Source organism: Paenibacillus sp. WG02 (assembly GCF_055396115.1).
Map to the genome: position 1 here is coordinate 6,403,508 of NZ_AP036016.1, position 25,428 is coordinate 6,428,935.

24 protein-coding genes, 1 pseudogene and 1 other annotated feature (1 of these 26 running past the window's edge) are annotated in these 25,428 nt (G+C 43.9%); of the genes and pseudogenes, 10 read left to right on the top strand and 15 right to left on the bottom strand.

What is annotated here, in order from left to right:
• Window positions 1-87 (bottom strand) — a binding site (T-box leader); it reaches 171 nt to the left of the window's first position.
• 17 nt (window positions 88-104) lie between these two features.
• The 6 genes and pseudogenes from ACBP55_RS29055 to ACBP55_RS29080 form a co-directional block, all read right to left on the bottom strand.
• Window positions 105-1,517: an allantoinase gene (locus ACBP55_RS29055; protein WP_464646592.1), complete on the bottom strand. Its 1,413-nt coding sequence runs from the start codon at window positions 1,515-1,517 to the stop codon at window positions 105-107.
• 82 nt (window positions 1,518-1,599) lie between these two features.
• A complete protein-coding gene (locus ACBP55_RS29060; protein WP_464653437.1) occupies window positions 1,600-2,661 on the bottom strand; it encodes an ABC transporter substrate-binding protein in 1,062 nt (353 codons plus the stop codon).
• A 103-nt stretch (window positions 2,662-2,764) separates the two neighbouring features.
• Window positions 2,765-3,646 carry an ABC transporter permease gene (locus ACBP55_RS29065; protein WP_464646594.1) on the bottom strand — a complete coding sequence of 294 codons (882 nt, stop codon included), beginning with the start codon at window positions 3,644-3,646 and terminating at the stop codon, window positions 2,765-2,767.
• Window positions 3,646-4,390, bottom strand: a pseudogene (locus ACBP55_RS29070) (ABC transporter ATP-binding protein). The gene ACBP55_RS29065 and the pseudogene ACBP55_RS29070 overlap by 1 nt, the downstream one beginning before the upstream one ends.
• Before the next feature lie 107 nt (window positions 4,391-4,497).
• On the bottom strand, window positions 4,498-4,851 hold the full coding sequence (locus ACBP55_RS29075; protein WP_464646595.1) for an FCD domain-containing protein: 354 nt from the start codon (window positions 4,849-4,851) through the stop codon (window positions 4,498-4,500).
• Window positions 4,799-5,188 (bottom strand): GntR family transcriptional regulator, encoded by a 390-nt coding sequence (locus ACBP55_RS29080; protein ID WP_464646597.1) that lies wholly within the window; start codon window positions 5,186-5,188, stop codon window positions 4,799-4,801. The genes ACBP55_RS29075 and ACBP55_RS29080 overlap by 53 nt, the downstream gene beginning before the upstream one ends.
• 365 nt (window positions 5,189-5,553) lie before the next feature.
• Between ACBP55_RS29080 and rocF the strand changes: the two genes are divergently transcribed.
• The 3 genes from rocF to ACBP55_RS29095 all read left to right on the top strand — a co-directional run bounded on the left by rocF (window position 5,554) and on the right by ACBP55_RS29095 (window position 7,772).
• A complete protein-coding gene (gene rocF / locus ACBP55_RS29085) occupies window positions 5,554-6,471 on the top strand; it encodes an arginase (protein WP_464646599.1) in 918 nt (305 codons plus the stop codon).
• Between the two features lie 204 nt (window positions 6,472-6,675).
• Complete coding sequence (locus tag ACBP55_RS29090) at window positions 6,676-7,386, top strand: DUF1361 domain-containing protein (protein WP_464646601.1); 711 nt, start codon at window positions 6,676-6,678, stop codon at window positions 7,384-7,386.
• On the top strand, window positions 7,383-7,772 hold the full coding sequence (locus ACBP55_RS29095; protein ID WP_464646602.1) for a glyoxalase superfamily protein: 390 nt from the start codon (window positions 7,383-7,385) through the stop codon (window positions 7,770-7,772). Before ACBP55_RS29090 ends, ACBP55_RS29095 begins: the two co-directional genes overlap by 4 nt.
• A 327-nt stretch (window positions 7,773-8,099) precedes the next feature.
• Here ACBP55_RS29095 and ACBP55_RS29100 read toward each other — a convergent pair whose 3' ends face one another.
• Complete coding sequence (locus ACBP55_RS29100; protein WP_464646604.1) at window positions 8,100-9,518, bottom strand: aspartate ammonia-lyase; 1,419 nt, start codon at window positions 9,516-9,518, stop codon at window positions 8,100-8,102.
• A 524-nt stretch (window positions 9,519-10,042) separates the two neighbouring features.
• Between ACBP55_RS29100 and ACBP55_RS29105 the strand changes: the two genes are divergently transcribed.
• A complete protein-coding gene (locus tag ACBP55_RS29105) occupies window positions 10,043-11,242 on the top strand; it encodes an ornithine--oxo-acid transaminase (protein WP_464646606.1) in 1,200 nt (399 codons plus the stop codon).
• A 167-nt stretch (window positions 11,243-11,409) separates the two neighbouring features.
• On the opposite strand, the gene ACBP55_RS29110 is transcribed toward ACBP55_RS29105, so the two are convergent.
• From ACBP55_RS29110 to ACBP55_RS29120, 3 genes are all read right to left on the bottom strand, one after another.
• Complete coding sequence (locus ACBP55_RS29110; RefSeq protein WP_464646608.1) at window positions 11,410-12,027, bottom strand: carbohydrate-binding family 9-like protein; 618 nt, start codon at window positions 12,025-12,027, stop codon at window positions 11,410-11,412.
• A gap of 21 nt (window positions 12,028-12,048) precedes the next feature.
• A complete protein-coding gene (locus ACBP55_RS29115; RefSeq protein WP_464646610.1) occupies window positions 12,049-12,495 on the bottom strand; it encodes a DUF2663 family protein in 447 nt (148 codons plus the stop codon).
• Window positions 12,496-12,614: 119 nt separating this feature from the next.
• Entirely contained in the window at window positions 12,615-12,848 is a 234-nt protein-coding gene (locus ACBP55_RS29120; RefSeq protein WP_051253614.1) for a cold-inducible protein YdjO-related protein, read from the bottom strand.
• Window positions 12,849-13,005: 157 nt separating this feature from the next.
• Here ACBP55_RS29120 and ACBP55_RS29125 point away from each other — a divergent pair, with 157 nt between their 5' ends.
• The 6 genes from ACBP55_RS29125 to ACBP55_RS29150 all read left to right on the top strand — a co-directional run bounded on the left by ACBP55_RS29125 (window position 13,006) and on the right by ACBP55_RS29150 (window position 21,271).
• Complete coding sequence (locus ACBP55_RS29125) at window positions 13,006-14,271, top strand: MFS transporter (RefSeq protein ID WP_464646612.1); 1,266 nt, start codon at window positions 13,006-13,008, stop codon at window positions 14,269-14,271.
• A gap of 123 nt (window positions 14,272-14,394) precedes the next feature.
• Window positions 14,395-16,752 carry a helix-turn-helix domain-containing protein gene (locus ACBP55_RS29130; RefSeq protein WP_464646614.1) on the top strand — a complete coding sequence of 786 codons (2,358 nt, stop codon included), beginning with the start codon at window positions 14,395-14,397 and terminating at the stop codon, window positions 16,750-16,752.
• Between the two features lie 973 nt (window positions 16,753-17,725).
• On the top strand, window positions 17,726-18,889 hold the full coding sequence (locus tag ACBP55_RS29135; RefSeq protein WP_464646616.1) for a type 2 periplasmic-binding domain-containing protein: 1,164 nt from the start codon (window positions 17,726-17,728) through the stop codon (window positions 18,887-18,889).
• Window positions 18,835-19,377 (top strand): type 2 periplasmic-binding domain-containing protein, encoded by a 543-nt coding sequence (locus ACBP55_RS29140; RefSeq protein ID WP_464646618.1) that lies wholly within the window; start codon window positions 18,835-18,837, stop codon window positions 19,375-19,377. The genes ACBP55_RS29135 and ACBP55_RS29140 overlap by 55 nt, the downstream gene beginning before the upstream one ends.
• Window positions 19,378-19,449: 72 nt before the next feature.
• Entirely contained in the window at window positions 19,450-20,379 is a 930-nt protein-coding gene (locus ACBP55_RS29145; protein ID WP_051253615.1) for an ABC transporter permease, read from the top strand.
• Between the two features lie 16 nt (window positions 20,380-20,395).
• Window positions 20,396-21,271, top strand: coding sequence for a carbohydrate ABC transporter permease (locus ACBP55_RS29150; RefSeq protein WP_464646621.1), 876 nt, complete (start codon window positions 20,396-20,398; stop codon window positions 21,269-21,271).
• Window positions 21,272-21,554: 283 nt separating this feature from the next.
• On the opposite strand, the gene ACBP55_RS29155 is transcribed toward ACBP55_RS29150, so the two are convergent.
• The 5 genes from ACBP55_RS29155 to ACBP55_RS29175 form a co-directional block, all read right to left on the bottom strand.
• A complete protein-coding gene (locus ACBP55_RS29155; RefSeq protein WP_464646623.1) occupies window positions 21,555-22,412 on the bottom strand; it encodes a CPBP family glutamic-type intramembrane protease in 858 nt (285 codons plus the stop codon).
• A gap of 192 nt (window positions 22,413-22,604) precedes the next feature.
• Window positions 22,605-24,362 (bottom strand): glycoside hydrolase family 2 protein, encoded by a 1,758-nt coding sequence (locus ACBP55_RS29160; RefSeq protein WP_464646625.1) that lies wholly within the window; start codon window positions 24,360-24,362, stop codon window positions 22,605-22,607.
• 179 nt (window positions 24,363-24,541) lie between these two features.
• Complete coding sequence (locus ACBP55_RS29165) at window positions 24,542-24,820, bottom strand: hypothetical protein (protein ID WP_464646627.1); 279 nt, start codon at window positions 24,818-24,820, stop codon at window positions 24,542-24,544.
• A gap of 84 nt (window positions 24,821-24,904) precedes the next feature.
• Window positions 24,905-25,078, bottom strand: coding sequence for a hypothetical protein (locus ACBP55_RS29170; protein ID WP_464653438.1), 174 nt, complete (start codon window positions 25,076-25,078; stop codon window positions 24,905-24,907).
• A 16-nt stretch (window positions 25,079-25,094) separates the two neighbouring features.
• Window positions 25,095-25,328 carry a hypothetical protein gene (locus ACBP55_RS29175; protein ID WP_464646629.1) on the bottom strand — a complete coding sequence of 78 codons (234 nt, stop codon included), beginning with the start codon at window positions 25,326-25,328 and terminating at the stop codon, window positions 25,095-25,097.
• Window positions 25,329-25,428: the final 100 nt, after the last annotated feature.

Genomic DNA, 25,428 nt, shown 5'->3' on the forward strand with positions numbered 1-25,428 from the left:
CTAAGTCTTGAATATTGGCTTTCAGCTCATGGCCAACTCTCTGGAAATCAAGGGGGATAGCGTACTCGTTCTCGTCAGTGAATTTAAAGTTAATTAAAATACAGTTAATTTATTTTCACATCAACTTCGTTGAATGTCAAGTTTACTTTTGTTTTGTAACGACACCATTTGCCAGCCTTCACAGCATGGATACCCTTCGCTTCTTCATAAACAAGATTCCCTCTGCTCCAGGTAGCCCACACTTTGCACCCCACTTCCATCCCTACATAAGGACTATGCTTATGACGATACAACAAGTGCTCGGTTTGCAGCACATAGGGGGTATTCAGTGAAATCATGACAAGATCTGCATCTGCGCCTAGGCAAATTTCTCCTTTGTCAGGAAGAAGACCGAATCGCTCAGCCGGCGCGTAGGACAGCATACGACTTAACTGACTAAGCCCGATCCCCCGCTTCAAATGTCCTTCATCAATCATAAGTTCTAGTGAGCTTTGCGCTCCCGATATGCCGCCCCATGCTTCAAAGTAATTGCGGGATTCCTTCATTGAGCTTGGACAAGGAGAATGATCTGATGAAATCATATCAATATAACCAAGGCGCAAAGCCTCCCATAACCTCTCTTTCTCCTCTTCACTACGCAGTGGAGGCGCACATTTGGCCGTAGGCCCTATCCGATCTAAGTCATCTTCCGTTAGGATTAAATAGTGCGGACAAGTCTCAAGCGTCACATTAACGCCGCGCCTCTTCGCCTCCATAATGATCATCACAGCTGCCTCGCTGCTGATATGAACGAAATGCAGCGGACACCCTGTCTGCTCTGCATAGAACAGCGCTCGATTCACCGCTTCGAGCTCAGCAAGAATTGGGCGTGTGGACGTGTAGTCTCTAGCTGTGACTTTGCCTTCTGCTTGCTTCGCCCACCCTAAGCGTGAAACAAGTGACTCGCTTTCAGCATGAAGCGCCAGCACTCGGTTCATTCGCGCAATGCGTTTCATCCCTTCCCACAATGTGAGGTCATCTACTTCACGAAATGCCTCCTCACCCGGGTCACCCGGCGAAGACATGAAGGCTTTGAAGCCAATGACACCAGATTCGCTCATAGGCTCCAAATCATCCAGATGCCCCGGCACCAGTCCACCCCATATGGCGTAATCGACCGATGATTGCTCGCGGGCAGCTTCCAGCTTCATCTCCATCGCGGAGACGGTAACGGTTGGCGGAATACCGTTAAGCGGCATGTCGATGTACGTGGTACAACCTCCTGCGGCTAATGCGGCAGAACCCGTGGCGAATCCTTCCCAATCCCCCAGACCCGGTTCATTCAAGTGGACATGAACATCAATCATACCAGCCATGATGACCATGCCAGAAGCATCAACAACTTGCTCTGCTTCCAGCGTTATCCGCTCATCCAATTGCGAAATCTTGCCATTTTTAATGCCTATATCCAATAAACGGACTTCATCTCGCAAAACAACGGAGCCGTTTCGAATGATCACATCTAATCGTTCGCTCACCCTGTTCACCTCGGCTGTACGCACATTCATAATCTTCAGGACCGAAACAAGCTTGCTGTCTCGGCCCTGAACATGTACTTACTTATTTAAATTCAACTTTAACTAGTGTAGAATCTACGGCTTTCAACAGGCTCAAATCATGGTAAGTATCTGGTTTTGGAACGGTTTTAATATTACCAACAGCTTTTAGATATTCCCCTACTGCCGTACCGTTACTGCCATTCACGTAAGTATCATCTACTTCCATCGAGTACACATTTCGGCTCATAATTTGTGTAAGCTCTTCAACGCTTAAGTGAAGCTCAGGAGCAAGAATCTTGATCGCTTCATCGCGGTTTTTGTTAATATAATCTGTCGCCTTTTTGAGACCAGCTAGTACAGCTTTAATCGTATTCGGATTTTTCTTAATAAAATCGTCAGAAACCTGCATCGTTGTATGAACGCTCATCCATTTCACGTCGCCTTTTTTGTCAGGCAGCTCACTCTTCGTTCCGCTGAACAAGAATTTGCCTCCACTTTGAATCGCCTTGGTAATGAACGGTTCCCAACAAGCCAGGGCATCGATATCACCTTTTTGCAAAGCAACTACCGCATCGCTCGGCGCAATATTGACGTATTTTATATTACTTACATCTACACCAAGCTCTTTACCCATATTATCAATTGCTATCTTCACGTCTGCTCCGTTAGGGATCCCAATTGTCTTGCCTTCAAGGTCTTTAGATGTCTTCAGTTCTAATTTCTTGGAACCGACGACAGCTTGCGTACCCGCAATTTGCGCTAGGGGTGTAACAATTTTCACAGGAACATTCGATGATTTTAAAATAATATCCATAAAATTCGTTTGAATTGAGAGTGGCGCGCTGCCACCAGCAACCATCGGTCCGATATCCGGTCCGCTTTCAATCAGTTGACTGGTCACATTTAATCCAGTTTCTTTGAAATAGCCAAGCTTATCTGCAATAATTTGTTGAGAGGAAATCTGTGCATCGCGTACGCCGACTAACGTAATATCTTTCACTTCCGGAATTGTAGCGGCCGCAGTTGTAGCTGCAGGTACTGTCGTTGCTGTAACAGCTGTTGTTGCTGCGGGAGCCGTTGTACTTGTCGTCGTTGGTTTGGAACTACATGCTGTCACTACCATGGCTGCCGTTACGAATACCAAGAAAGATTGAGCCCATATTCTTTTGTTTTTCATGTGTTTCCCTCCACTTTTCTTCTCTTTTTTTTGGGGTCATCATTTGCTTTTATTTCTCAACAGCATCTCTCATGCCTCCCTTACGCCACGCCAAGACCCTCCTTTCCGCAATTTTCATTAATCCTGAAAACAAACTGTATGAAAAGCCAATTAAAATAATGGCGACAAACATGTTGGAAATTTTGAAATAATTTCTGGCATCCACGATGATATAACCAAGCCCTGATTTTGCGCCCATCATTTCCGAGACAATTAAAGCCGAGAAAGACAGACCCAGACTGACCCGCGCACCTACAATAAAATTCGGAATCGCCGACGGAATCATAACCCGGGTAAAGATTTGCCGCTCTGAAGCGCCTAAACTAAGGGCAGATCGAATGAGTGTAGATGGCACAGACTTAAAACCGTCAACCGTATAAACAAGCACAGGAACGAATGTTGTCCAAGCGATGAGCAGAACTTTGGGAAACTCTCCGATACCGAACCAGATGATGAATAGCGGCAGCAAAGCTAAGGCTGGAATCGGGCTTACGAGATTGAGGATTGGCGACATCCATCGTTCAAACGTTCGGAATTTACTCATTAACACCCCGAACAAAATAGCGAATAAGCAGCCTATGACGAATCCCAAAGCTATACGAATAGAACTGGAAACTAGACTTTCTAAAACGATCCCTGTCTTTGCCAGTAACCACGCATCCGACACGATCAGGGACGGCGGAGGCAGGAATATCGGATTAAACCAAGCAAATCTCTCATTTAGTTGAGAAAATACTTCCCAAAGGACGAAGAAGGTAACGAACGGCATGATGTTCCATCTCTGCATAAAACTTTCTTTGAACCTTATGCGCTTCTTCGGATGCTCGACACTCATAGTCTCCGTTGGAAGCAAATCCCTTTCAGCAACGACCGTTACCAATGTTTTACTCATCAGATTGCCTCCTCTGTTTCATCATCCATCAGAATCCGCTCGATGCTGCTCATCGCTTCACTAAATCCAGGAGATTCAAACGTACGGGGATGCTCAATTTGGATGGAGAACGTCTCTGCAATTTCGCCGCCCTTCATCACAACGACCCGATCAGCTAAATAGACCGCTTCGCTAATACTGTGCGTTACAAATAGAATCGTCGGTCTTAGCTTTGCACATATACGTCTAAGTTCTCTACGCATCATGTCTCTGGTCAAAATATCTAGAGCACCGAAAGGTTCATCCATCAACAATATGTCCGGTGAAGCCCGCAAGTGCTCTAGCAATTCCCACTCGCTGTTTCATACCGCCAGACAATTCGGCTGGATAATGATTCGCATAGGCCTCAAGTCCAACCAGACTCAGGAATTCCTTGCCGATTTCTTTGGCTTTTGCCTTGGATGCGCCTTGTACTTCAGGCCCAAATGAAATATTTTCGAGAACATTGTACCAAGGGAATAAAGCATGATCCTGAAAAACCATTCCCCTTGATTTGGATGGGCCTTTAATCGTCTCACCATCGACCTTTATTTCACCTTCATCAGGGAGCAAATATCCGGCCACCATATTCAAAAGTGTTGATTTCCCGCAGCCGCTATGCCCTAAGATGCAAATAAATTCATGAGAATACACCGTCAAGTCTACTTGTTTAAGCACGACGCGATCTCCAAAGCTTTTTCCCACTTGCTTCGCCGTTAATTTCATTCCCTCACCCCCTCCATAGCTCTCAACTTTGTTTGTATGCAATTAACACTAAAAATCACACACAAGATTGTATACAATCTACTGTAAAAAAAATGGGCGCAACTCCCTTATCTTTTGACAGATGCATAACTTCTGGACTTGAATATATCAGTAAGTGAATGCGGCTTCGCACCATGCTCTTCGAAATCCAAAGATGCTTCAATCTCACTCAAATGTTCAACCATCAATCGTTCAGCTAGATCCGCATCTCCCTGCTTAATGGTCGCTAAAATTTGCTCATGATCAAGGCAATACCTATTTTTCTTCATCCCATAAAAGGCGATAATCACATAAGTGAGAGCAATCAACTCCTCTAAATAGCGATAGAAGTAATAATTGCTCGCTAATTCAGCAATGCGGAGATGGAAATCACCCGTAATTCGTAGAGTCCCCCAGTAAATCACCCTGCTTATGTGCTTCATGCTCATCATCCAGCATTATTTGCAATTGCCCAAAATGATCATCTGTCAACGTACCGCACACTTTGCGGATCGCCGCCGCTTCAATTACTCTGCGCATTTCGAAAACTTCTCTAGCCTCATGTGTGGATGGGCAAGCAACAAAAGTTCCTTTGTAAGGAATGACAGTTACCAACTTCTCACTTGCGAGTCGGCGGAGTACATTGCGTACAGGTGTGCGGCTCACTCCAAAAGACTCTGCCAGCACTTCTTCCACTAACTGCATATTGGGACGCAGCTTTTGTTCGATAATAGCATCCTTAATCGCGGTATACATATCTAATTCATTTGCTTGTAGCATAAGGACCTGTTCTCCAATCCCCTGATGAATTGTTTAATTCACCCTGATCGTAATGAAAATAGGTTTTCATGTCAATATACATAACACTAAAAGCCCCATCTTTTAGAATATCAAACAATATATCACGTCATCTTTGTTTTTAACGATAAATAATGACGATTTCCACTCGCTTTTTTCATTCTTTTTTTATATTATGTTATGTTTACTTACATCATTTTGATTTTGATGGTAAATGAGTTAAGCTGTTGATTACGGGAGCAATTGACACAGGAACTAAATGAAAAATCTCCAATAATGAGCTAGGTTATGATAATCTAATTACAAGCGAAGCTTTATCTGAAGCCCGAAATAGAGGAGCTGATCGAATGAGAACCAAGCCAACAATTGCTGCGATTACTGTACCATTTGATCTTGGAGCAGGTCGACGCGGAGCGAGCAAAGGGCCAAAAGCCATTTTACAAGCAGGATTAATTCGAGGTTTACAGCAAATGGATATCACGATCGATCATGTTGCTGATATCCGTCTGCCGAACGATACAGCGACTCCCTTGGCAGCTGAAGTTGATCAAACCAACCTCAAGTATTTGGCGGAGGTAATCGAGATAAATACACGTCTCGCTGAGCAAGTCTCTGAGGTTGTGGAGCAAGGACACTTTCCACTCGTCATCGGCGGTGATCATAGTATAGCGATCGGGACATTAGCAGGGTTATCCAGCCATTATCAAAACTTAGGCGTTATCTGGATCGATGCTCATTCCGACTTAAATTCAGCCGATACAAGCCCGTCGGGTAATATCCATGGCATGTCGTTGGCTGTCAGTCTAGGGATGGGGCACCCCTTATTAACCAGCATTATGGGTAATCATGACAAAGTGAAAGCAGAGAATATCGTCCTTATTGCAGCGCGTTCCCTTGATGAGGGCGAGAAGAAGCTCATACGCTCTTTGGGGATCAAATGCTATACCATGTATGACATTGATCGCAAAGGGATGGCTTCCATTATGCAAGATGCTATTGACTATATAAGCAGTAAAACAGACGGCGTACATGTTAGTTTTGACGTCGATTCTCTAGATCCGCTTGAAGCACCTGGAACAGGCACAATTGTAAAAGGCGGACTTCATTACCGCGAAGCTCATTTGGCCGTAGAAATGCTGCACGAAGCAGGCATTATAACTTCAGCCGAATTCGTTGAGGTGAATCCTCTTCTCGACGACAATAACAAAACATCCCAATTAGCCGTCGGCTTAATTAGCTCCTTGTTGGGCAAGCAGATTCTATAGGTGGATACTTTTGAAAGACGAAAGACGAATTGGCAAGGCTAACCAAATGTCCGAATAAACATAACCCGTTACTCTCCGCTTTACTGCGAGGATAACGGGTTATTTGCTTGTTACACGCAGTAAATAAATGTAAGATATAGACATCATCTTGGATGGGGCAGCATCACTCACTGCCAAATACATAGACCAAGTGTGGAGCCTATAATGAAGAACTTAAATCAATGGTACCTGCATCTCTTTCTGATCTTGCTCTCGCTTTCCACAGTTGGGGTCTACTTTTTGTTCAAAAACCAGACCTATTTTGAATTTCTAATTTGGAACTTATTTCTCGCTTGGATTCCGTACATCCTTGCCGTGATAGCTCAATTTATACACACTAGTAAATATATGATTTTGAGAAAAATCATTTTAATCGCGGTCGGTTTAGCTTGGTTGTTATTCCTGCCTAACTCTCCGTATGTCTTGACGGATTTCATTCATTTAACGATTTTGAAGGACTCCTATGTAGAAAAAGGAGCACTCTCCTTTACCTATTGGTATGATTTTTTCGTCATCTTCTTATTTGCATGGAACGGTCTATTGCTAGGATGCAGCTCCATGTACATCATTCAAAAAATATGGAAAGAGCGATTCAATCTCTTTGTTTCATGGTTGATCATGGTATTGACCGCGTTGCTATGCGGGTACGGCATACTTTTGGGAAGAGAATACCGCTTAAACAGCTGGGACGCTTTACACGCGGACAGAATATTGGAAATCCTGCGAGAAACTCTGCATCAAGAAGCCTTCGTTTTCTGCTTATTAGTCGGATTTGTTATCATGACAGTCTACGTAACCTTTTATATACTCGTAAATAGCATAGGCAGCTCAAGACATTCAAGTCCTTACAACACAAACGAAAAATCAAGGAGATGATTGCTATAACAACTGTTAAAGGCGTCACGCCGATTTTTAGAATGTTCGATGAGAAGAAGGCGAAGGAATTCTATCTAGATTACTTGGGTTTTTCGTTAGAGTGGGAGCATCGTTTTGAGAATGATATGCCGCTTTACATGGAGGTACGATTAGGCGAGTGTAAGCTGCACTTATCCGAGCATTATGGGGATTGCAGCCCGGGCGCAGCTGTTCGAATTGAAATCGTGGACATAACAGCATTTCATACTGGCTTATTGAAAAAGGAATATAAGTATTCTCGCCCCGGTATAGAAACGAACCCATGGCATACCAAAGAAGTATGCGTCACGGATCCGTTCGGGAATAAGCTAACCTTTTTTGAATCGTTGAGCGACCGTTTGGATTAAGTCGTCGCAGGTGGTACAGGAAGTTGATGTAAAAAGTGCAGCTAATCCAAGCAGTTCTCAGCGTTTTCTTTGGATTTACTGCAAAAAGTGCATCAAATCAGGTACCATTTAGACAATATTGGTTAAAAATGAGCATATTTGATGCACATAATACATCATCGCTCGTCTAAATGAAAAAAAGACTGAGATTTGCTGCACTTTTTACATCTTCGTCCTCGAATGTTAAAAACGCCCCTAACTCATCTATCGATGGGTCGGGGGCGTTCGTTTTATGAGCAGGCTTTAGCCTACTATCGTAGACTGCAAGGCTTACTTCATCCAGCAGCCTTAGTCGGCAGGCTGCAGCAATCTCTCGCCAGCGATACCCGGCGTGGTCATCTGAATGGGATTGAGGATTTCTTCAATCTCCTCAGGAGTTAGCAGCCCGCGCTCTAGGATAAGCTCTTTGAGCGTCATGCCTGTGCGCACAGCTTCCTTCACTAATTGCGCGGCGACTTCGTAGCCGAGATGCGGGTTCAAAGCTGTGACAATGCCAAAGCTTTGCTCGACATAAGTTGCGCAGCGCTCGCGGTCGGCTTCCAAGCCCTCAATCGCAAAGCGCTCGAACACGTCTGCTGCGTTCCGCAATATTTTCAGCGATTGTAGAAGGTTGAACGCAAGTACGGGTCCCATTACGTTAAGTTCAAATTGTCCTGCTTCGCAGGCCAAGCAGATCGTATGATCGTTGCCAATGACTTGGAACGCCACTTGATTCACAACTTCAGGCATAACAGGGTTTACTTTACCTGGCATAATGGAAGATCCCGGTTGTCTCGGCGGCAGTTTCAGTTCCCCTAAGCCTACGCGAGGACCTGAAGCCATTAATCGGATATCATTGCATATTTTTGAAAGGTTAACGGCGCATACTTTCAAGGAAGCGGATAGCTCCGTGTAGGCATCCATGTTTTGGGTGCCGTCGACCAAATGCTCGGCTAGTTCAATGGGGATTCCCACTTGCGCTTTTAGATGAAACATTACGCGTTCCACATACTCAGGCTTCGCATTAAGCCCTGTTCCTACGGCAGTAGCCCCCATATTTACAGTCAAGAGCCCTTTAGAAGCATGACGGATACGATTGATATCACGCTGGATGACACGAGCATAAGCGCCGAATTCTTGGCCCATACGAATAGGAACTGCGTCCTGGAGATGCGTTCGCCCCATTTTAATAACATCATCAAATTCCGTTTCCTTACGGGCAAAAGCACTTTGGAGTGAAGTCATAGTCTCTGTCAATTGCTCAGATAAACGGTAGGCGGCAATTTTGATTGCAGTAGGGATAACGTCGTTTGTCGATTGCGACATGTTGACATGATTGTTCGGATTACAATGAAAATAATTGCCTTTTTCCTCGCCCAGCAGCTCCAACGTCCGATTAGCAAGCACTTCGTTCATGTTCATATTGATCGAAGTTCCCGCTCCGCCTTGAATAGAATCAACAATAAATTCCTCAAGTAACTGACCTTGTCTCACTTCTTCGGCTGCTTTGACTAATTGTTCGCCGATTTTTTTGGGCAGCATATGTGTTTCCATATTTGCTATTGCAGCTGCTCTCTTTACTTCTGCCAAAGCTGTAATGAGCTCTGCATGAATTTTAACTCCCGTAATTGGAAAATTCTCTAATGCACGCATCGTTTGAATGCCGTAATAAGCTTGGGCTGGAACTTGTTTTTCTCCAATAAAGTCTTTTTCAATGCGATGAGTCATCGTAGACACCATTCCTTTTTTCTACAAAGTATATAGCTCGATGTTGCGAAGTAGGTGTTTCGAAAATCCTTCTAACTCTCTGCCGCTAGACCCATTGCATGCCATGCAATGACATTCATAAGCGCTCATCTGAAGAATTCGCGACCGCTTTCAATATTCCTGCAATATCTAACACGTTCTGTAATATTTTTTTTGACCACTGATCAATTTTGACCGCTTCTCTTAATATTTCCTATTTTGATAATTCAAGTCTTCTCATCTATGCAACAACTCATAAGGTTTTGCACATCTTGATTGAACTTGACCAAATTGGCTAAGACTTGTATCAATGTCTAAAGCTATTTATTTATATATGCTAGGGGCAGCACAAACGCAAAGGGATTTACCTCATAGGATTTATATTGCAACGTTCAGGAGTTGAAGAATACAATGAATTATACAAGCTCGCTATGTGAAACAATTAAAAAGATACAGGGAATGCCGGCGAGTTTGGCTTACAAGCTGCACATCAGGGAGGAATACTTATGGATACAACGAGTTCGATGATTATTGAAAAAACGGAAAAATACGGGGCCCGCAATTACCATCCGCTGCCTATCGTGATATCGAGAGCGGAAGGCGTATGGGTCGAGGATCCGGAAGGCAACCGCTACATGGATATGCTTAGCGCTTACTCCGCCTTAAATCAAGGACATCGTCATCCTCATATTCTGAGAGCGCTTCATGAGCAAGCCGAGAAGGTTACACTGACATCTAGAGCTTTCCATAGCGAGACATTAGGATCGTTTTATGAGAAGTTAGCGAATTACACCGGTAAGCCGATGATTTTACCGATGAATACAGGAGCTGAAGCGGTCGAGACCGCTGTAAAGGCCGTTCGTCGTTGGGGCTACGATGTGAAAGGAATCCCGGAGGATCAAGCAGAAATTATTGTCTGCGAAGGAAATTTCCACGGTCGGACGGTGACGATCACTTCCTTCTCATCGTCGCCGGAATATAGGCGTGGCTTCGGGCCTTTTACGCCGGGGTTCCGCATCATTCCCTATGGGGATGCGACGGCGCTGCGTGAGGCTATCGGGCCGAACACGGCGGGTTTCCTGTTCGAGCCCATTCAAGGCGAGGCTGGTATAGTGATACCGCAGGCCGGTTACCTGCGGAAATGTTATGAGCTATGTCAGGCGAATAACGTGTTGTTCGTCGCGGACGAAATCCAGACGGGATTCGGCCGCACGGGTCGCCGCTTCGCCTGCGACTGGGAGGGCGTAACGCCGAACCTGTACGTCATGGGCAAAGCCCTCGGCGGCGGCGTGTTCCCGATCTCGGCGGTCGCCGGCGATCGAGAGGTTCTTGATGTTTTCGAGCCGGGCTCCCACGGCTCGACGTTCGGGGGTAATCCGCTCGGCTGCGCCGTCGCGATCGCGGCGCTGGAGGTCATCGAAAACGAGCAGCTCGCAGAGCACTCGGATGAGCTTGGCACTTATTTCCTGAAGCGACTTCAGGAAATCCAATCTCCGCAGATTACGGAGATTCGCGGCCGCGGGCTGTTTATCGGTATTGACCTTAAGGTTTCAGCTCGTCCATTCTGTGAAGAGCTGAAAGCGAAGGGTCTCCTGTGCAAGGAAACACATGAGCACATAATACGTTTGGCACCGCCTCTTACGATTACGAAGGAAGAGCTCGATTGGGCTTGGCAGCAAGTCAATGACGTACTGAGTGAAGCTTAGCAATTAAGTAGAATAAGCTAATAAGCCCTCTAGCTTTTTTTGAAGCTAGAGGGCTTTGTTTTAATTTGTTTTAGATTCTTTTTCATCGTTAAGAAGCCACTTCCGCGCGCCTCTGCCACTTTAGCGATGAAAAACATCGTTACAGCCCCCAGGCTATTCTGCACTATCTACTCTTTTACAAAAACAAGTGTCCCAAATCGATGCGGCATATGGAAATCGACTTTACCTGTGGGTGACCAAGCCCAGTAATGTCGATTCCCTTCGAAATCATCATCAATTCGATATAAATTCCAACGCCACTCAGTGCCATGATGTGGTGTCCGGTTTTCTTCCAACTCCCAATCCAAATCAGCAAAAGGAATCCTTAGATCGTAAGTCTTCCATCCATCAGCACCATCCAAAACCTCGGTGTGAAATCCCTTCGCATCCCATGCAACATCCACCGCTTTATCCCCGCCATTGTAGTGGATCAAAGCATCGAAAACGACATTGCGTGGACTCACTTCGAACTCGTAATAAACCTCTCCGGTACCGGTTTTATCGAGAAACACCTCAACCACATCTTCCAAATAAATAGGATCATCTCGCCGCTCCATCGTTGCCACGACGTGATCATCCTCACATTCGAATCGGATATGAAGAGCATCGGCTGTCCAACACGCGCGAAAGCGAGTCTTGAGCCGAGGCTTCTCCCCCGTGACAACTTCCCTTAAATCATTGCCTATGATCTCTTCCCATTTCACAATTCCGTTCAATGCATCAACATAGCGGCATTCATACCTCATCCGTTCTGTCATCCTCGCTCTCTACTTACTCTTGTACACTATATTAATATCATATTCGTTATCTAGAAAGCTAGAAATTTGATCCCGAGATTCCGACTTCACGTCCTTTAGCCAGGAAGCGTCAAACTTCTCGATGACTTCTATTCTTAAATTCTCGTATTTTGTCTTCGCTTTTTCAATCCTAGACACACGATTTTGTGTAAATAGGAACAAGGATATACAAGCCAGAAGCGAACCTGTTAGAAGCTTATTAGAAATAAGCAAATCGAGGATGGCTAATGCATTGCCGCCTGAAACTACTATTACCTTTCGATAGAAAGAGATCATAAAATAAAGAATCAGTCCGCCTGTTAGAATGGCGAATAAAGGCTGCGTATTTTTGAGCTTGTCCCATTCCTGCTTCCTATCCCGAAGTTTATAAAGCATCTTGGTCGCATCGTCACTTAGATTAAGCTCAGGCCACTGCATTAGACATTCCCCCTCTCTACCATCCTATGCTTGAGCACTACTATTCTTTCCAAAAAAAAAGACCAAGAGCATCTCTCTTCACACTAGGTCGAAGATGCTATTGATCTTTTGAATTTTTACTAGAATCGTTTTTTTCCAACTAAAAACTTTTTATTTCCTTTTTTAGCTGTCACAGGCACATGCTTATAGCTGCGCACCATCGGATTTTTACATAATGGACAAGTTGGTAAAGCTTCCGTAACGAATTCTTTGCGAACCCATGCTTTACAATCTGTCTCTTTACATTTCCAAATTTCAATCTGTTCGACTTCTGGCTTGTTATCTTCGGTCACGGTACTCGTTGGTGTAGACATTTCAATTATGTGCTCCCTGCTTCGTAGATTAGACTACTTATTATTATACAGATCAGATCGAATATCAAGTCTTTCCCGTGTTCAAAATTATTTACCGGTGGTAGAATGGATAAGGCGGTTACAATTTAGACACAGAATACAAAGGCAGGAATACTAAATGACAAACTTATTACGTGAATGGAAGTCACAGTTTCATGGCTACAGCCGAAATATTCTGCTCTTCTTTTGGTTTAATTTTGTATGGAACTTAGGTTTAGGTATGTTTGGACTCGTCTATAACCTTTATGTCAGAAGTCTTGGCTATGACCAAACAACGGTTGGCAGCATGGTTGGCATGGCGTCACTGGCAGCGGCAATTATTCTTATTCCTGCTGGTCTAATGAATGATCGATTCGGACCTAAGCGTGTCATTACATTTGGTCTCATTTTTACCATCGTAGCATTGACGGTTCGCTCTCTAATTGAAGTCAAAGAGGGTATGCTCTTCTCATCATTCTTGGGCGGCATGGCTCTCGCTGTTGTTTCTGCAACCATTCTACCGTTTATGGCCAACAACTCAACCCCACAGCAGCGCGTTCACCTGTTCAGCTTTAACATGGCTCTTGTCATGTTAGCGAATGTAGTTGGTATTGCACTGGGGGGCGTTCTTAGTGACTTATTTCAATTTATTATCGGTTTAGACGAAATTCGTAGCTTGAGATTTACCTTATTAATTGGAGTCGGTATCGCAGCACTTGGTTTTATACCTATCGCTTTTTTTGAGAAAAGTGAGCAAGAAATACAGCCCCGTGGCGAATCACTTAAGTGGAAGCAAGTGTGGAGCGTACATAAACCATCTTTACAGGTTATTGGTATTTTTTGTTTATTAGGCTTGTTATCATCCATCGGCGGGGGTATGATTGTCCCCTATCTAAATGTGTACTTTGAAGATCGTTTTGACGCTTCGAAATCCGCAATAGGCATCGTGGTAGCTTTAGGTCAAGCCGCAACTGCGATTGCTTTTCTGATTGGCCCCATGATTGTGAAGAGATTCGGAGAAGTTAAATCTGTCGTATACCTGCAGTTATGTTCCATTCCTTTCCTCCTCCTAACCGCTTTTTCTGCTAACTTTTACCTATCATCGGGTGGATACTTGTTCCGGCAAGCCTTAATGAATGCTGCTAATCCTTTTTATAATTCGATCAAAATGAGTTACGTCAACCGATCGCTCCGGGGATTAGCGTCCAGTTCGGGTGAAGCCGTTTTTAATCTAGGTTGGTTCCTTGCTTCGCCAATAAGTACGGGCCTTGTTTTCCGCTATGGCTCTTACTACGGCTACGCATATGCGTTCTGCATTACAGCAGTAGTCTATACAGTAATCTCCTATTTATTCTACTTCTTTTTCGGGAAAAATCGGTTTAAACCCGTTGAGGAATCTGCCTAAAAAAATGCTTCTTTCTATCGTTGACTTAAACGATGGAAAGGAAATACAATACATGAGAGCGCATTCATTTCAAGATCCTAGTGCTCCTTATCGATGATCGATTGTGAGGGGATGGATTTGTTTATGCGGAATAAAATCTTCTTTAATGGACAAAGTATCGTCTTAACGTGGATGATCTCCTATATCGTCATTCTGCTTTTACCCGTGGCAATCGGCTTATTATTGTATGTGGAATCCAGTAAAACACTGAAGGAAGAAATCCAGCAAGCCAATGATTCGCTTTTAAAACAAGTTCGGGAAATTATGGATAATCAGTTTAAAACCATGGAACAGCTGAATTTCGAGATTACTTGGAATGTAAGCGTCCAGGAGCTGCTCTATTCGAATAAGTATGAAGCATTTCCCAAAGAATATAGATATGACGCTTATCAAATCTCACGTATTCTTTCTATGTACAAAACCTCCTATCCCTTGATCGATTCTTTTTATATTTACTTGAATAATGATCAGTCCGCTATTCTTCCTACGACCGTTAGAACAAATAGCTTTGCCTATGAAACTTTACATATGAGCGATGCTTTCTCGTTCTCAGCATGGCAAGCTATTGTGACCCGAAGCAATTTCAAAGGCTTTATTCCTATGTACCGGATTGGCGACGATAATAAGCTGCGAAAAACGGTAGCCTACGTCAGCACATACCCCGAAGAGCATAATAAACCACTTGCTACCAATGTCATTATGGTCGATCAATCTCGCATTATTGGCGCCATTCAAAATATGGAAATTTTCAACAAAGGTCATGTACTCATCCTAAATAGTGAAAATCAAATTCTGGCTTCCAACTCTACAAACTCACTTCCTGCCGATTTTCCTTTCGATCAATTAGAGGGCTCATCCAACTTCTTTTACACGGACTCTAGTGGCGAAAAATATGAAGTTTTCAACATTCAATCACCACGTTCCAAACTAAAATATGTGTCTATGATGCCCAGCACCGTATATTGGAAAAAAGCCGCTCACATCCGTAACCTCACTTATATGAGCATGGGGATCAGTTTGCTAGGCGGAGGTATTCTGACTTACGTATTTCTCAGAAGAAATTACAACCCCGTTCGTCAGTTGGTACATGCATTTTCCAAAAAACAAACCTTACAATCTCGTAAACGATATAATGAATTTCACTTTTTACAAGAAGCCGTAGACAGTACGTTGATCGAAATTGCCAATTTCAAGAGTAAAATGGAGCAGCAGCGGTATATTGTCCGCTCCCACTTTATCGAAAAGCTGCTAAAAGGAAAACTGGACAGCCAGCTTCCTATCGATGAGGCTTTAACGACCTTTGAAATGAAATTAGATCGGCAGGATTTTGCCGTCATGCTATTTGTGGTTGATAAGAGTACACCTTTTTTTGAACGAATTAACCATACGTCTGAAGGGGATAAATGGAAGCTTCTTCAATTTATTATTATGAATGTCGTGGAGGAGCTCATATCGGAGCGGCACCGCGGCTATGCAGCCGAGATTGATGATACCCTTGCCTGTCTAGTCAATTTAAGTATGGAAGATGGAAATAGCTCCAAGCTGGAGTTACTTAGAATCGCAGACAAAGCGCAAACTTTCCTCTCTTCCACCTACGACATTCATCTTACAATTTCAATTAGCAGTATCCATGATCATATCACTAATGTACCGCAAGCTTTCTTAGAAGCTTTAGATTCCATGGCCTTTAAGCTTGTTATGGGTGGACCAGAGATTCTATCCTATGACGATTTGCAGGCAAATGTCACTTGCGAGTCTACTACCGGCTATTATTATCCAACGCAGATTGAGCAGCAATTCATGTATGCCGTGAAGCTAGGGGAGCTTGAAGAAGCGCAGCTGATTCTTACTGATATTATGAATAAAAACTTTGATCATCCTGGTATTTCGGTCTCCTTAACGAAGTGCCTCATGCTCAATCTGGTAAGCACCATGATGAAAAGCATTAGCGAAACCGGTGATATCCAGGAAAGCTTCTTTATCCGCAACCCTAAGCTCCTCGACCGCCTTCTATGCAGTAAAACCGTTCAAGACATGCAGCTCCAGCTGAGTGATATGCTCAAGCAAGTGTGTGCCTATACGTCCGCCAAACGGCAGCATACGATTTCACTTACACGTCAAAAAGCACTGCAGCAATTAGTGAATGAAGTGACGGACTACATCGAACATAATTACACAGATGCTAATTTGAATGTCACGATGATTGGCAGCCACTTTAACCGCAAAGCCACCTACCTATCGAAGCTATTCAAGGATTATGTGGGAGAGGGGCTGCTCGATCGCATCAATAAAGTCAGAATTGAGAAATCCAAGCAGCTGCTAGGGCGGCAAGAACAATCAGTCGGCGATGCGGCTTACGGGGTTGGGTTCAATGATATTAATGCTTTTATTCGTGTTTTCAAAAAAGTGGAGGGCATCACACCGGGAAATACAAAGAGCTGATAAATGATGTGATGCGATAACGCACACATTGGATTGGGGTAGCCATTGGGTTGCCCCATTTTTAACATAGGGAATGTTGTATAGCGTACAACAATTTAGTTGAATTGTTCTCACTAAGCTGCATGCCTCCCGCCTCCTCACAACTGGTAAACATACCGCAAAAATAAAGTCGTTCATGCGGCTTCACGAGGGTACATAGGCTATAGCGGCTGCCAATGTTGCATTTTCTACAACAATTCACTCGCAGAAAGGCTGTTTTGCGAGCTAATGTTGTAGATTCTGCAACAATTCTAACCCATTTGTTACGAAATGGCCTTTACAGAGCCAAATTGTTGTACATTATGCAACAACTAAGGGAAAAAGGCGGGTTCTAGGCAGCAATTGTTGCACTTTCTGCAACATCTTCTACCGAGAGTAGACGATTCATTCATCCAGAACAATCGCCCGACTAGTGCCGATTAGCTTGGCTGCAACTAGGAAGCAAACAGGCTTGTTGCAAACGTGACTGCTTACCCTAGAAATTCCCTCAACGCCGTGTATCCTAATGCGACATTATGCCGTGCAACAAGCGCAAATTGGCTAATTTGATGAACCAATTGGACATTTTGTTGAGTCTACGCGCAGAATTAGAGAACCAATTGGATATTTTGCTGATAGTTGAATTGGAAGCGCTGTCATATAGTTAGGTTAGACATAAGGTTCCTTAGCTCGCACAAATCATACTGTTTTCCAGGGAACCACAGTAACACTTCGATACCAGGTTTCTAGACACAGCAATACTTACACTGCAGTTTTTCTACGAAAAACTCAGTAACGCTTCAACACCAGTTTTTCTACGAAAAACTCAGTATCACTTCAACACCCGTTTTTCTTCGAAAAACTCAGTATCACTTCAACACCCGTTTTTCTACGAAAAACTCACTACCACTTCGATGCCAGTTTTTCTGGCGAAAAACTCTTAGGAGGTCAACCTATGAAAAAGAACAGAAAAAAAATGTTCACCATGCTGGTTGCAACATCTTTGATGGGGAGCTTAGTCGTTGCTTGCTCATCCAATACCCCGACAGCAGTGAACAGCGCTAGTCCCAAAGCAACGACTGGGGGCACGACTGCTCCGAGTGGAGCCGCTGTTACTTATCCGCTCAAAGTGGACAAAACATTGACCTACTGGGGCGAAGTAACAGGCAACTTAACAGGTGTAAAAGCAGCTCACGCGGATGTCCCTTTCTTCCAAGATTGGCAGAAGAAGACAGGCGTCAATTTGAAGTTCAGTGCTCCGCCAACGAATCAAGCTGCACAAACCCTAAATGTCATGCTAGCCTCCGGAGAGCTGCCGGATATGATTGAGTTTGATTGGCAGGGTGCATTCCCAGGCGGACCTGAAAAAGCAATCAAAGACGGATACATTCTTAAATTGAATGATACGATAGATAAATTTGCACCAAATTTGAAGAAATTCCTCAAAGAGCATCCAGAAGTTGATAAACAAGTAAAAACCGATAATGGCAGCTATTATTCTTTCCCTTTCATCCGGGGTGATGATTACCTGCGCGTATTCCAGGGGCCCATCGTACGGAAGGATTGGCTCGATGATCTTGGACTGCCTGTTCCGCAAACCATCGATGAGTGGTACACAACACTCAAAGCCTTTAAGGAGAAGAAAGGCGCAACGGCGGCCTTCTCTGTCGTAAGTGTTCCTAGACCTTTCAACGAGTTAGCAAACGGCGCTTTTGCCGGCGCCTTCGGTGTGACGCGTGATTTCTTCATCGACAATGGCACAATTAAGTTTGGTCCAGCTGAAAAAGGCTACAAAGATTTCCTGGCTACCTTCCACAAATGGTACGAAGAAGGTCTGATTGATAAAAACTTCGCAACAGCAGATGGCAAAGCCTTAGACGCCAACATGGCCTCAGGTGCTACAGGTGTGACCGTACAAAATGCCGGTGGAGGCATCGGGAAATGGCAACCGCTAGTTACAGCCAAAGATCCTAAAGGCGTTCTCATCGGGGCTCCATACCCGGTTCTCAAAAAAGGCGACATCGCGATGTACGGCCAAAAGGATCCGGCTAATGCGCGGGAGGAATGGTGGCCATCACAGCATCTTCCAAAAACATTGAAACCGCAGCGAAACTTCTAGACTACGGCTACTCCGAAGAAGGTCACATGTTCTTCAATTTTGGAACAGAGGGCGTATCTTACAAGCTAGAGAACGGCTACCCCAAATATACGGATCTGCTCATGAAAAATCCGGATAAATTGGCTCCAGCGCAAGCTCTCTCCCTTTATATCCGTGGTAACTACAATGGACCTTTCGTGCAGGATAAACGTTATATTGAGCAATATCTTGCCTTGCAGACACAACGTGATGCTGTTTCCACATGGCAGAAAACAGATGTTGATAAACACAAACTACCGCCAATTACCGCTACACCGGAAGAAAGCACAGAGCTTGCCAAAATCATGACAGACCTCAATACATTGGTCGATGAAATGACGCTTAAAATAATTTTAGGAACAGAGCCCGTTGATAGCTTTGATAAATACTTGGATAAATTCAAATCCGTTAAGCTAAGCCGCGCTCTTGAGATTAAAAAGGCATCTTTGGATCGTTATTCCAAAAGATAGATGACGCTTGGGGGAGAGCAGCAGACAGCTCTCCCCGCTTTACTAGAACCCCGTGGCGAAAGGAGAGATATCATGCGTCATGCAGCGGAAGCCACCTTCCAAAAACGCTTCAAGCGCGATTTTCTACTGAATAAATATTTATATCTGATGATGGTTCCCGTTCTCGCTTACTACTTGGTCTTCCATTATGCCCCCATGTATGGTGCCATCATTGCCTTTAAAGAGTATACCCCCAACAAGGGTATTCTCGGCAGTGCGTGGGTCGGATTCCAGCACTTCAAGGATTTCTTCGGCAGCTATTATTTCTGGCGAATTCTCAAAAATACCGTCGTCATTTCCCTATATTCCTTATGCTTTGAATTCCCTGCTCCAATCGCTCTGGCGATTATGATTAACGAGCTAGCCAATAAACGCTTTCAACGTTTCGTTCAGACCGTCACTTACATGCCGTATTTTATTTCGCTCATCGTCATTGCCGGGATGGTCAAAGATTTCACGAACAACGGCGGCTTAATCAATACCTTCTTCACTTATTTTGGTGCTAATGACACCGCCATGCTGCAGAAGCCTGAATTGTTCCGAACGATCTATATTTTATCTGAAATATGGCAAAAAATAGGGTGGGAATCGATTATTTATTTAGCCGCCCTAATGAGTATTGATCAAGAACAGTACGAAGCGGCGAAAATGGACGGCGCCAGCAGGTGGAAGCAAATTTGGCATATCACCTTGCCCGGCATTCTACCGACGATTGCGATTATGTTCATTTTACGCATGGGAAATTTATTGAACGTAGGGTTTGAGAAAATTATTCTACTCTATAATCCCAGCACCTACGATACGGCGGACGTTATCTCTTCTTTCGTTTATCGCAAAGGGCTTATCGAATTTGGTTGGAGCTACAGCTCCGCTGTTGGTTTGTTCAATTCTGTCATTAATTTAGCCTTACTCATTGCAGCTAACAAACTAAGTAAAAAGATAAGTGAAAACAGCTTATGGTGATGAAGGAGGTGCTGATTTGAGAGCGAGTTATTCGGATCGATTATTCGTTACGTTGATTCATGTCTTATTGCTTATCCTTGTCGTTATTACCTTGTATCCGCTCCTCTATGTCACCTTCGCTTCAATCAGCGACGCTGGCCAATTAATTACGCACAAAGGATTTCTATATAAGCCTCTGGGCTTTAGCATCGAAGCTTACAAAAGCGTTTTTCATAATCCTGCTATTCTAAAAGGCTACCAAAACACGCTGTTTATCCTCGTATTCGGAGTCATAACGAACCTAATTGTAACCTCTTTGGGTGCTTATGTCCTTTCCCGCAAAAATGTCATGTGGAATCGTGTATTCATTTTCATTGTCGTACTTACGATGTTTTTCAACGGTGGACTCATCCCCCTCTATCTCGTTGTTAAAGGCGTCGGGCTCATTGACTCTTTATGGGCGACGATATTACCTTTTGCCGTAAACACATTTAATTTGATTATCATGCGTACAGCCTTCATGGCTGTTCCTGAAAGCTTAGAGGAATCAGCGAAAATGGACGGCGCCAATCATTTTGTGATTCTTTTTCGCATCATCATTCCACTCTCCATGCCTGTCATTGCCGTGATGATTTTGTACTATGCCGTTGAGAAATGGAATGGTTGGTTCTATGCTTCTATCTTCCTGAGAGAGCGGGATCTGTACCCGCTTCAGCTCACCATACGCGAAATATTGATTGCGAATAATACGGATTCCATGTCGTCTGGCGCGAATGCGGCCGAGCAATTTCAAATAGGGGAAACGATTAAATATGCAACGATCATGGTGGCTTCGGTGCCTATTCTGATCTTATATCCATTCGTGCAAAAGTACTTCGTCAAAGGTGTCATGATTGGCGCCGTCAAAGGGTAAAAACAAATCGCCGTTCGCCTCTTAAACGAGGTGACGGCGATACGTCTTTTCAGCTGAGCGGTCGTTTTCGGCTCGCTCAGCTCACTTTTTCTTCCGCTTCAACTTTGAGCGGTCGTTTTGCAACCTCTCAGACCAGCCGACGAACATTCTGGGCGGCCTCACCCGCCGAGCGGTCGTTTTCAACTCGCTCAGCTCACTGAGGCCCGTCGTATCTGAGAATCCTCCAACGCGATTGAGCTTCTAGCCTTTCCAGGCAGGAAAAAAAAGCCACACCTACGCAATTTTACACCGGACGCTGCGGCTGTGTCTGGAAGCTAGGAGGTCCTTGCCGAAGCTTTGTTCTGTTTCTTCTTTGATACATCCATAAACCGGCAAGTGCCGTTAAAACAATGGCGATGACTCCTTCCGGACTAGGCATAGCCACATAACTAAATTCTGCATGCACAAGTACGAACTTTTTAAGAATCAAAGTATCAATAAAGGCATTTCCTGTAGTATGCATGAGAACAGCTGGCCAAACGCTTCGAGTCATTAGCAGAATCTCACCATACAGAACCGCCATAACGATCACACCAAGCATCATGCGAGGGATATAGGTGATCATGCTCTCCGTGGTATCCACGAATAGAAATAAATAAGGAAAATGCCACATACCCCAAATTAATCCAACGGCAATATGAACGATAAAACGATGATAACCAAGCGTATAAAGCTTTGGAGCCAAATAGCCCCTCCATGCAAATTCCTCAAAAATGTTTTTGATGAGGCTTGGTACAAGAGCTATGCCCACTGCCGTTAGATAGTGAGAAGACATGGGGGACATATCCGTCCACCCTAAGCTTGAACTGATACCAACAATCACCATTGTCATGAAGGGAAAGAATAACAGGCTGAATAGATAGAGAAATGCGTTTCCTTTGACTCGAGGTTTAATGCCGAAATCTTTCCACCCATCTCCCATCCAACTGCGCATAATGACCATCGTCAGGAGGGGAGATACGATCCAAATCAACTGTCCCAGACTGCCATTCGCATCCGTTCCAGCCTGCAAATCAACCAGTCGTCCGATCCAGCCGCAGCTTAATGCAACAAGCGAGAAAATAATCACATTCCTCAGCGTTTTGTTATTCTTCTTTTTCAAGTTCCCAGCTCCTCTTTAATTTACTGTAGATACTTCCCACACCACGCCTTCAAGAAATTACCCATTCTGAACGAGTTGCTTTAAGTTTGCTGTATGCTTCCTTGGCTGGAATCATTCCCATTATTTTCTTCTATCAACAGCAAACAAGGGAATCCCGAAGGATTCCCTTAGCTTTTAATCCTTATAAGTCAATTACTTACGATCATTAATAGCTTTAATGATTTCAACAGGGATCTTCGGCTTTCTATCATACGTGAGCAAGCCGTTAATTTCCTGCTCAACGTCCGTTAATTGCGTGTAACAATAACCCTGGACAACGCCGGAGTTTAACAGTGGACGTATGACGGCACGCAGCTTTTTCTCATAATCCTCGTCATTATCCGCCCCTGAATATCCCCAGCCCTCCCATTCGCTTTTCTTGTAAGCAATACCGCCAAATTCGGTAACAAGAATCGGCTGATCTTCATAAGGGAAGCCCTCAACAAATAAGCGGCGATTCGATGGCATCGCATGAACAGCTTTATCACTAGAACTGTAGCGATCTTCCAGCACACCTTCACGCCATTCATAGTCATGAATAGTGAACAGATCCGTTTTCACTAACTCCCACCCGTCGTTAGACACAACCGGACGCATCGGATCAAGCGATTTAGTCAAATGATACATGGTCAGGGCATGCTGCTGCTGCAATTTATCGATTTGAATATTAGGCACTCCCCAGCTCTCATTGAGGGGAACCCAAGCAATAATCGAAGGATGGTTGTAATCGCGCTCGATAGAAGCTATCCACTCATTCGTAAATCGACTAACATACTTCTCTGTATACTCATACGCATTCGCCGCCTCACTCCAGACGACCAATCCGAGCTTATCGCACCAGTACAGAAATCTTGGATCCTCCAGCTTTTGATGCTTCCGCGCGCCGTTAAAGCCCATTGCCTTCGTTAGCTCAACATCTTGCTTGATCGCTTCATCACTTGGAGGCGTCAAATTGCCATCTGGGAAATACCCTTGATCCAGAACCATTTTTAAAAAATAAGGGCGGTTGTTCAAGCATAATTTACCATCTTCGATGGATACTTTGCGCATGCCGAAATAGCTAGTTACTACATCTACAGCTTTATTATCCACCAGCAGCGTAATCGTGACATCATATAAATTCGGATGCTCCGGTGTCCACCATGCACCCAGCCCATGATCGTTGAAATCATTCAGACAAATTTTTCTCGCCCCAGAGCTGCTTCTCATCCCATACGTATCTTCCGAAACGAGTTCTCCATTAAAAGAAATCTCTACTTTCAGCTGTTGCTTGGCATTGGAATCGGAACCCTGGATAAAGAACTGGAATTCGACTTGTTTCTCATCGATATCCGGGGTAATTTTCACTTTCTCCAAATACCCCTCGGCAGCTACCGTTTCCATCCATACGGTTTGCCAAATGCCCGTCGTTCTTGTATAGAAAATACTTGCGGAATCCGTATGCCAGTACTGCTTCCCTCTCGGCAGCGTAACATCTCTGCTATAATCGACCGCTTTGACAACCAGCTTGTTCGTTCCAGCTTGAAGCGCATCCGTGATGTCCGCATGGAAAGGGGTATGCCCGCCTTCGTGTTTAGCAACCAGCACGCCATTCACCCAAACTGAGGCTTCGTAATCCACCGCTCCAAAGTGAAGCAGAATCCGCTTATTCTGGAAAGCTTCGGGTAAAGTTAGATCTCGGCGGTACCAGACAACATCGTGAAACTCATTGCTCCCAATGCCGCTCAATTTACTTTGAAAAGCGAAGGGCACTTGAATGGTCTTGGATAACTTTCTGTTCCCCAAATGCCACTTCTCTTTATTGCCAACACGATCATCATCAAATTCGAATTCCCATTCGCCATTCAGGTTGATCCAGCTATCTCTTACAAATTGAGGTCTAGGGTACTCAGCTCGCGGTTGGTTGGTCATCGGAATTCATTGCCTCCATATAATTAATTTAAAAGTTAACTAAATAACACGAATAACTCTTAGATTATTATCATATCAAGCTCTCATAATGTCAATATGCGTTATTTAATTAACATTCAAGTTACACAAAAAAAAGAACACCTCATCTCAGAGGTGTCCATTTCCTTTTTATCAGATAGTTAATCGATGTATCCGGCAAATCCCTTTTTCATTAAATAGTCCATCTCAGCTTCCAAAATGGTATCTACCGCAAGCTCTGTCAATTTCACATCAGGTCTGCCTAAAATATGATCGATCAGTTCATCGCTGTCAATATCAACTTCCCCCTTGGCATTTTCTTCTGCTTTGACAATAAAATCCTTCTCATACTTCAATACCAATTGAATTTGCTTAGGATCAGCCTTCGTTTTGTCTACGATAAATTGTAATAGCTCTTGCTCATTTACTTGCTCTGTCATGTGATGTCATCTCCTAATGGTTGTTTATGACTATTGTAGCATAGTTGAAACTGTTTATTTTATACCCTCTTTCGAATGACATGATCATTGTTCCCACAAGAAACGCTTTATTAACTTCTTTAAGGAAACTATTTTACCTATCCAAATTCCGAATATTGTCTCGCACATCTCTAATGTTTGGTTAGGAAATTGCCTTACTAATGCATGATATAGATAGACAGTCAGTAAACCAAGACAAACGACCAGAATGGCGGCTATCCATCTCTATCCAATTTCATTGCAAAAGCGGGAGTATGAACTTGCTAAAAGGTTGAAAAACAAAAGTGATGAAATCTAAAGGGTTTGGCAGCTTCATATGCAAACTTTGAGCAATGCTCAGAAATGTACCGAGCATTAATAAACAACAAACAATAACGAATTCTTTATACTGCCTTTTCTTCATAAGAGATGGAATCTCCAGTATCGCGATAGCTGCAGCAGCCAAAAGTATCGCAGCAATAGTCCACATTTTGATCATTCCTTTGTTTTTTGTACCAGAGAATCACTTACGGTGCCCAGTCGACGAATCTTCACTTGCGTATTCACATGTACAGGTAAGTCTAAGAATT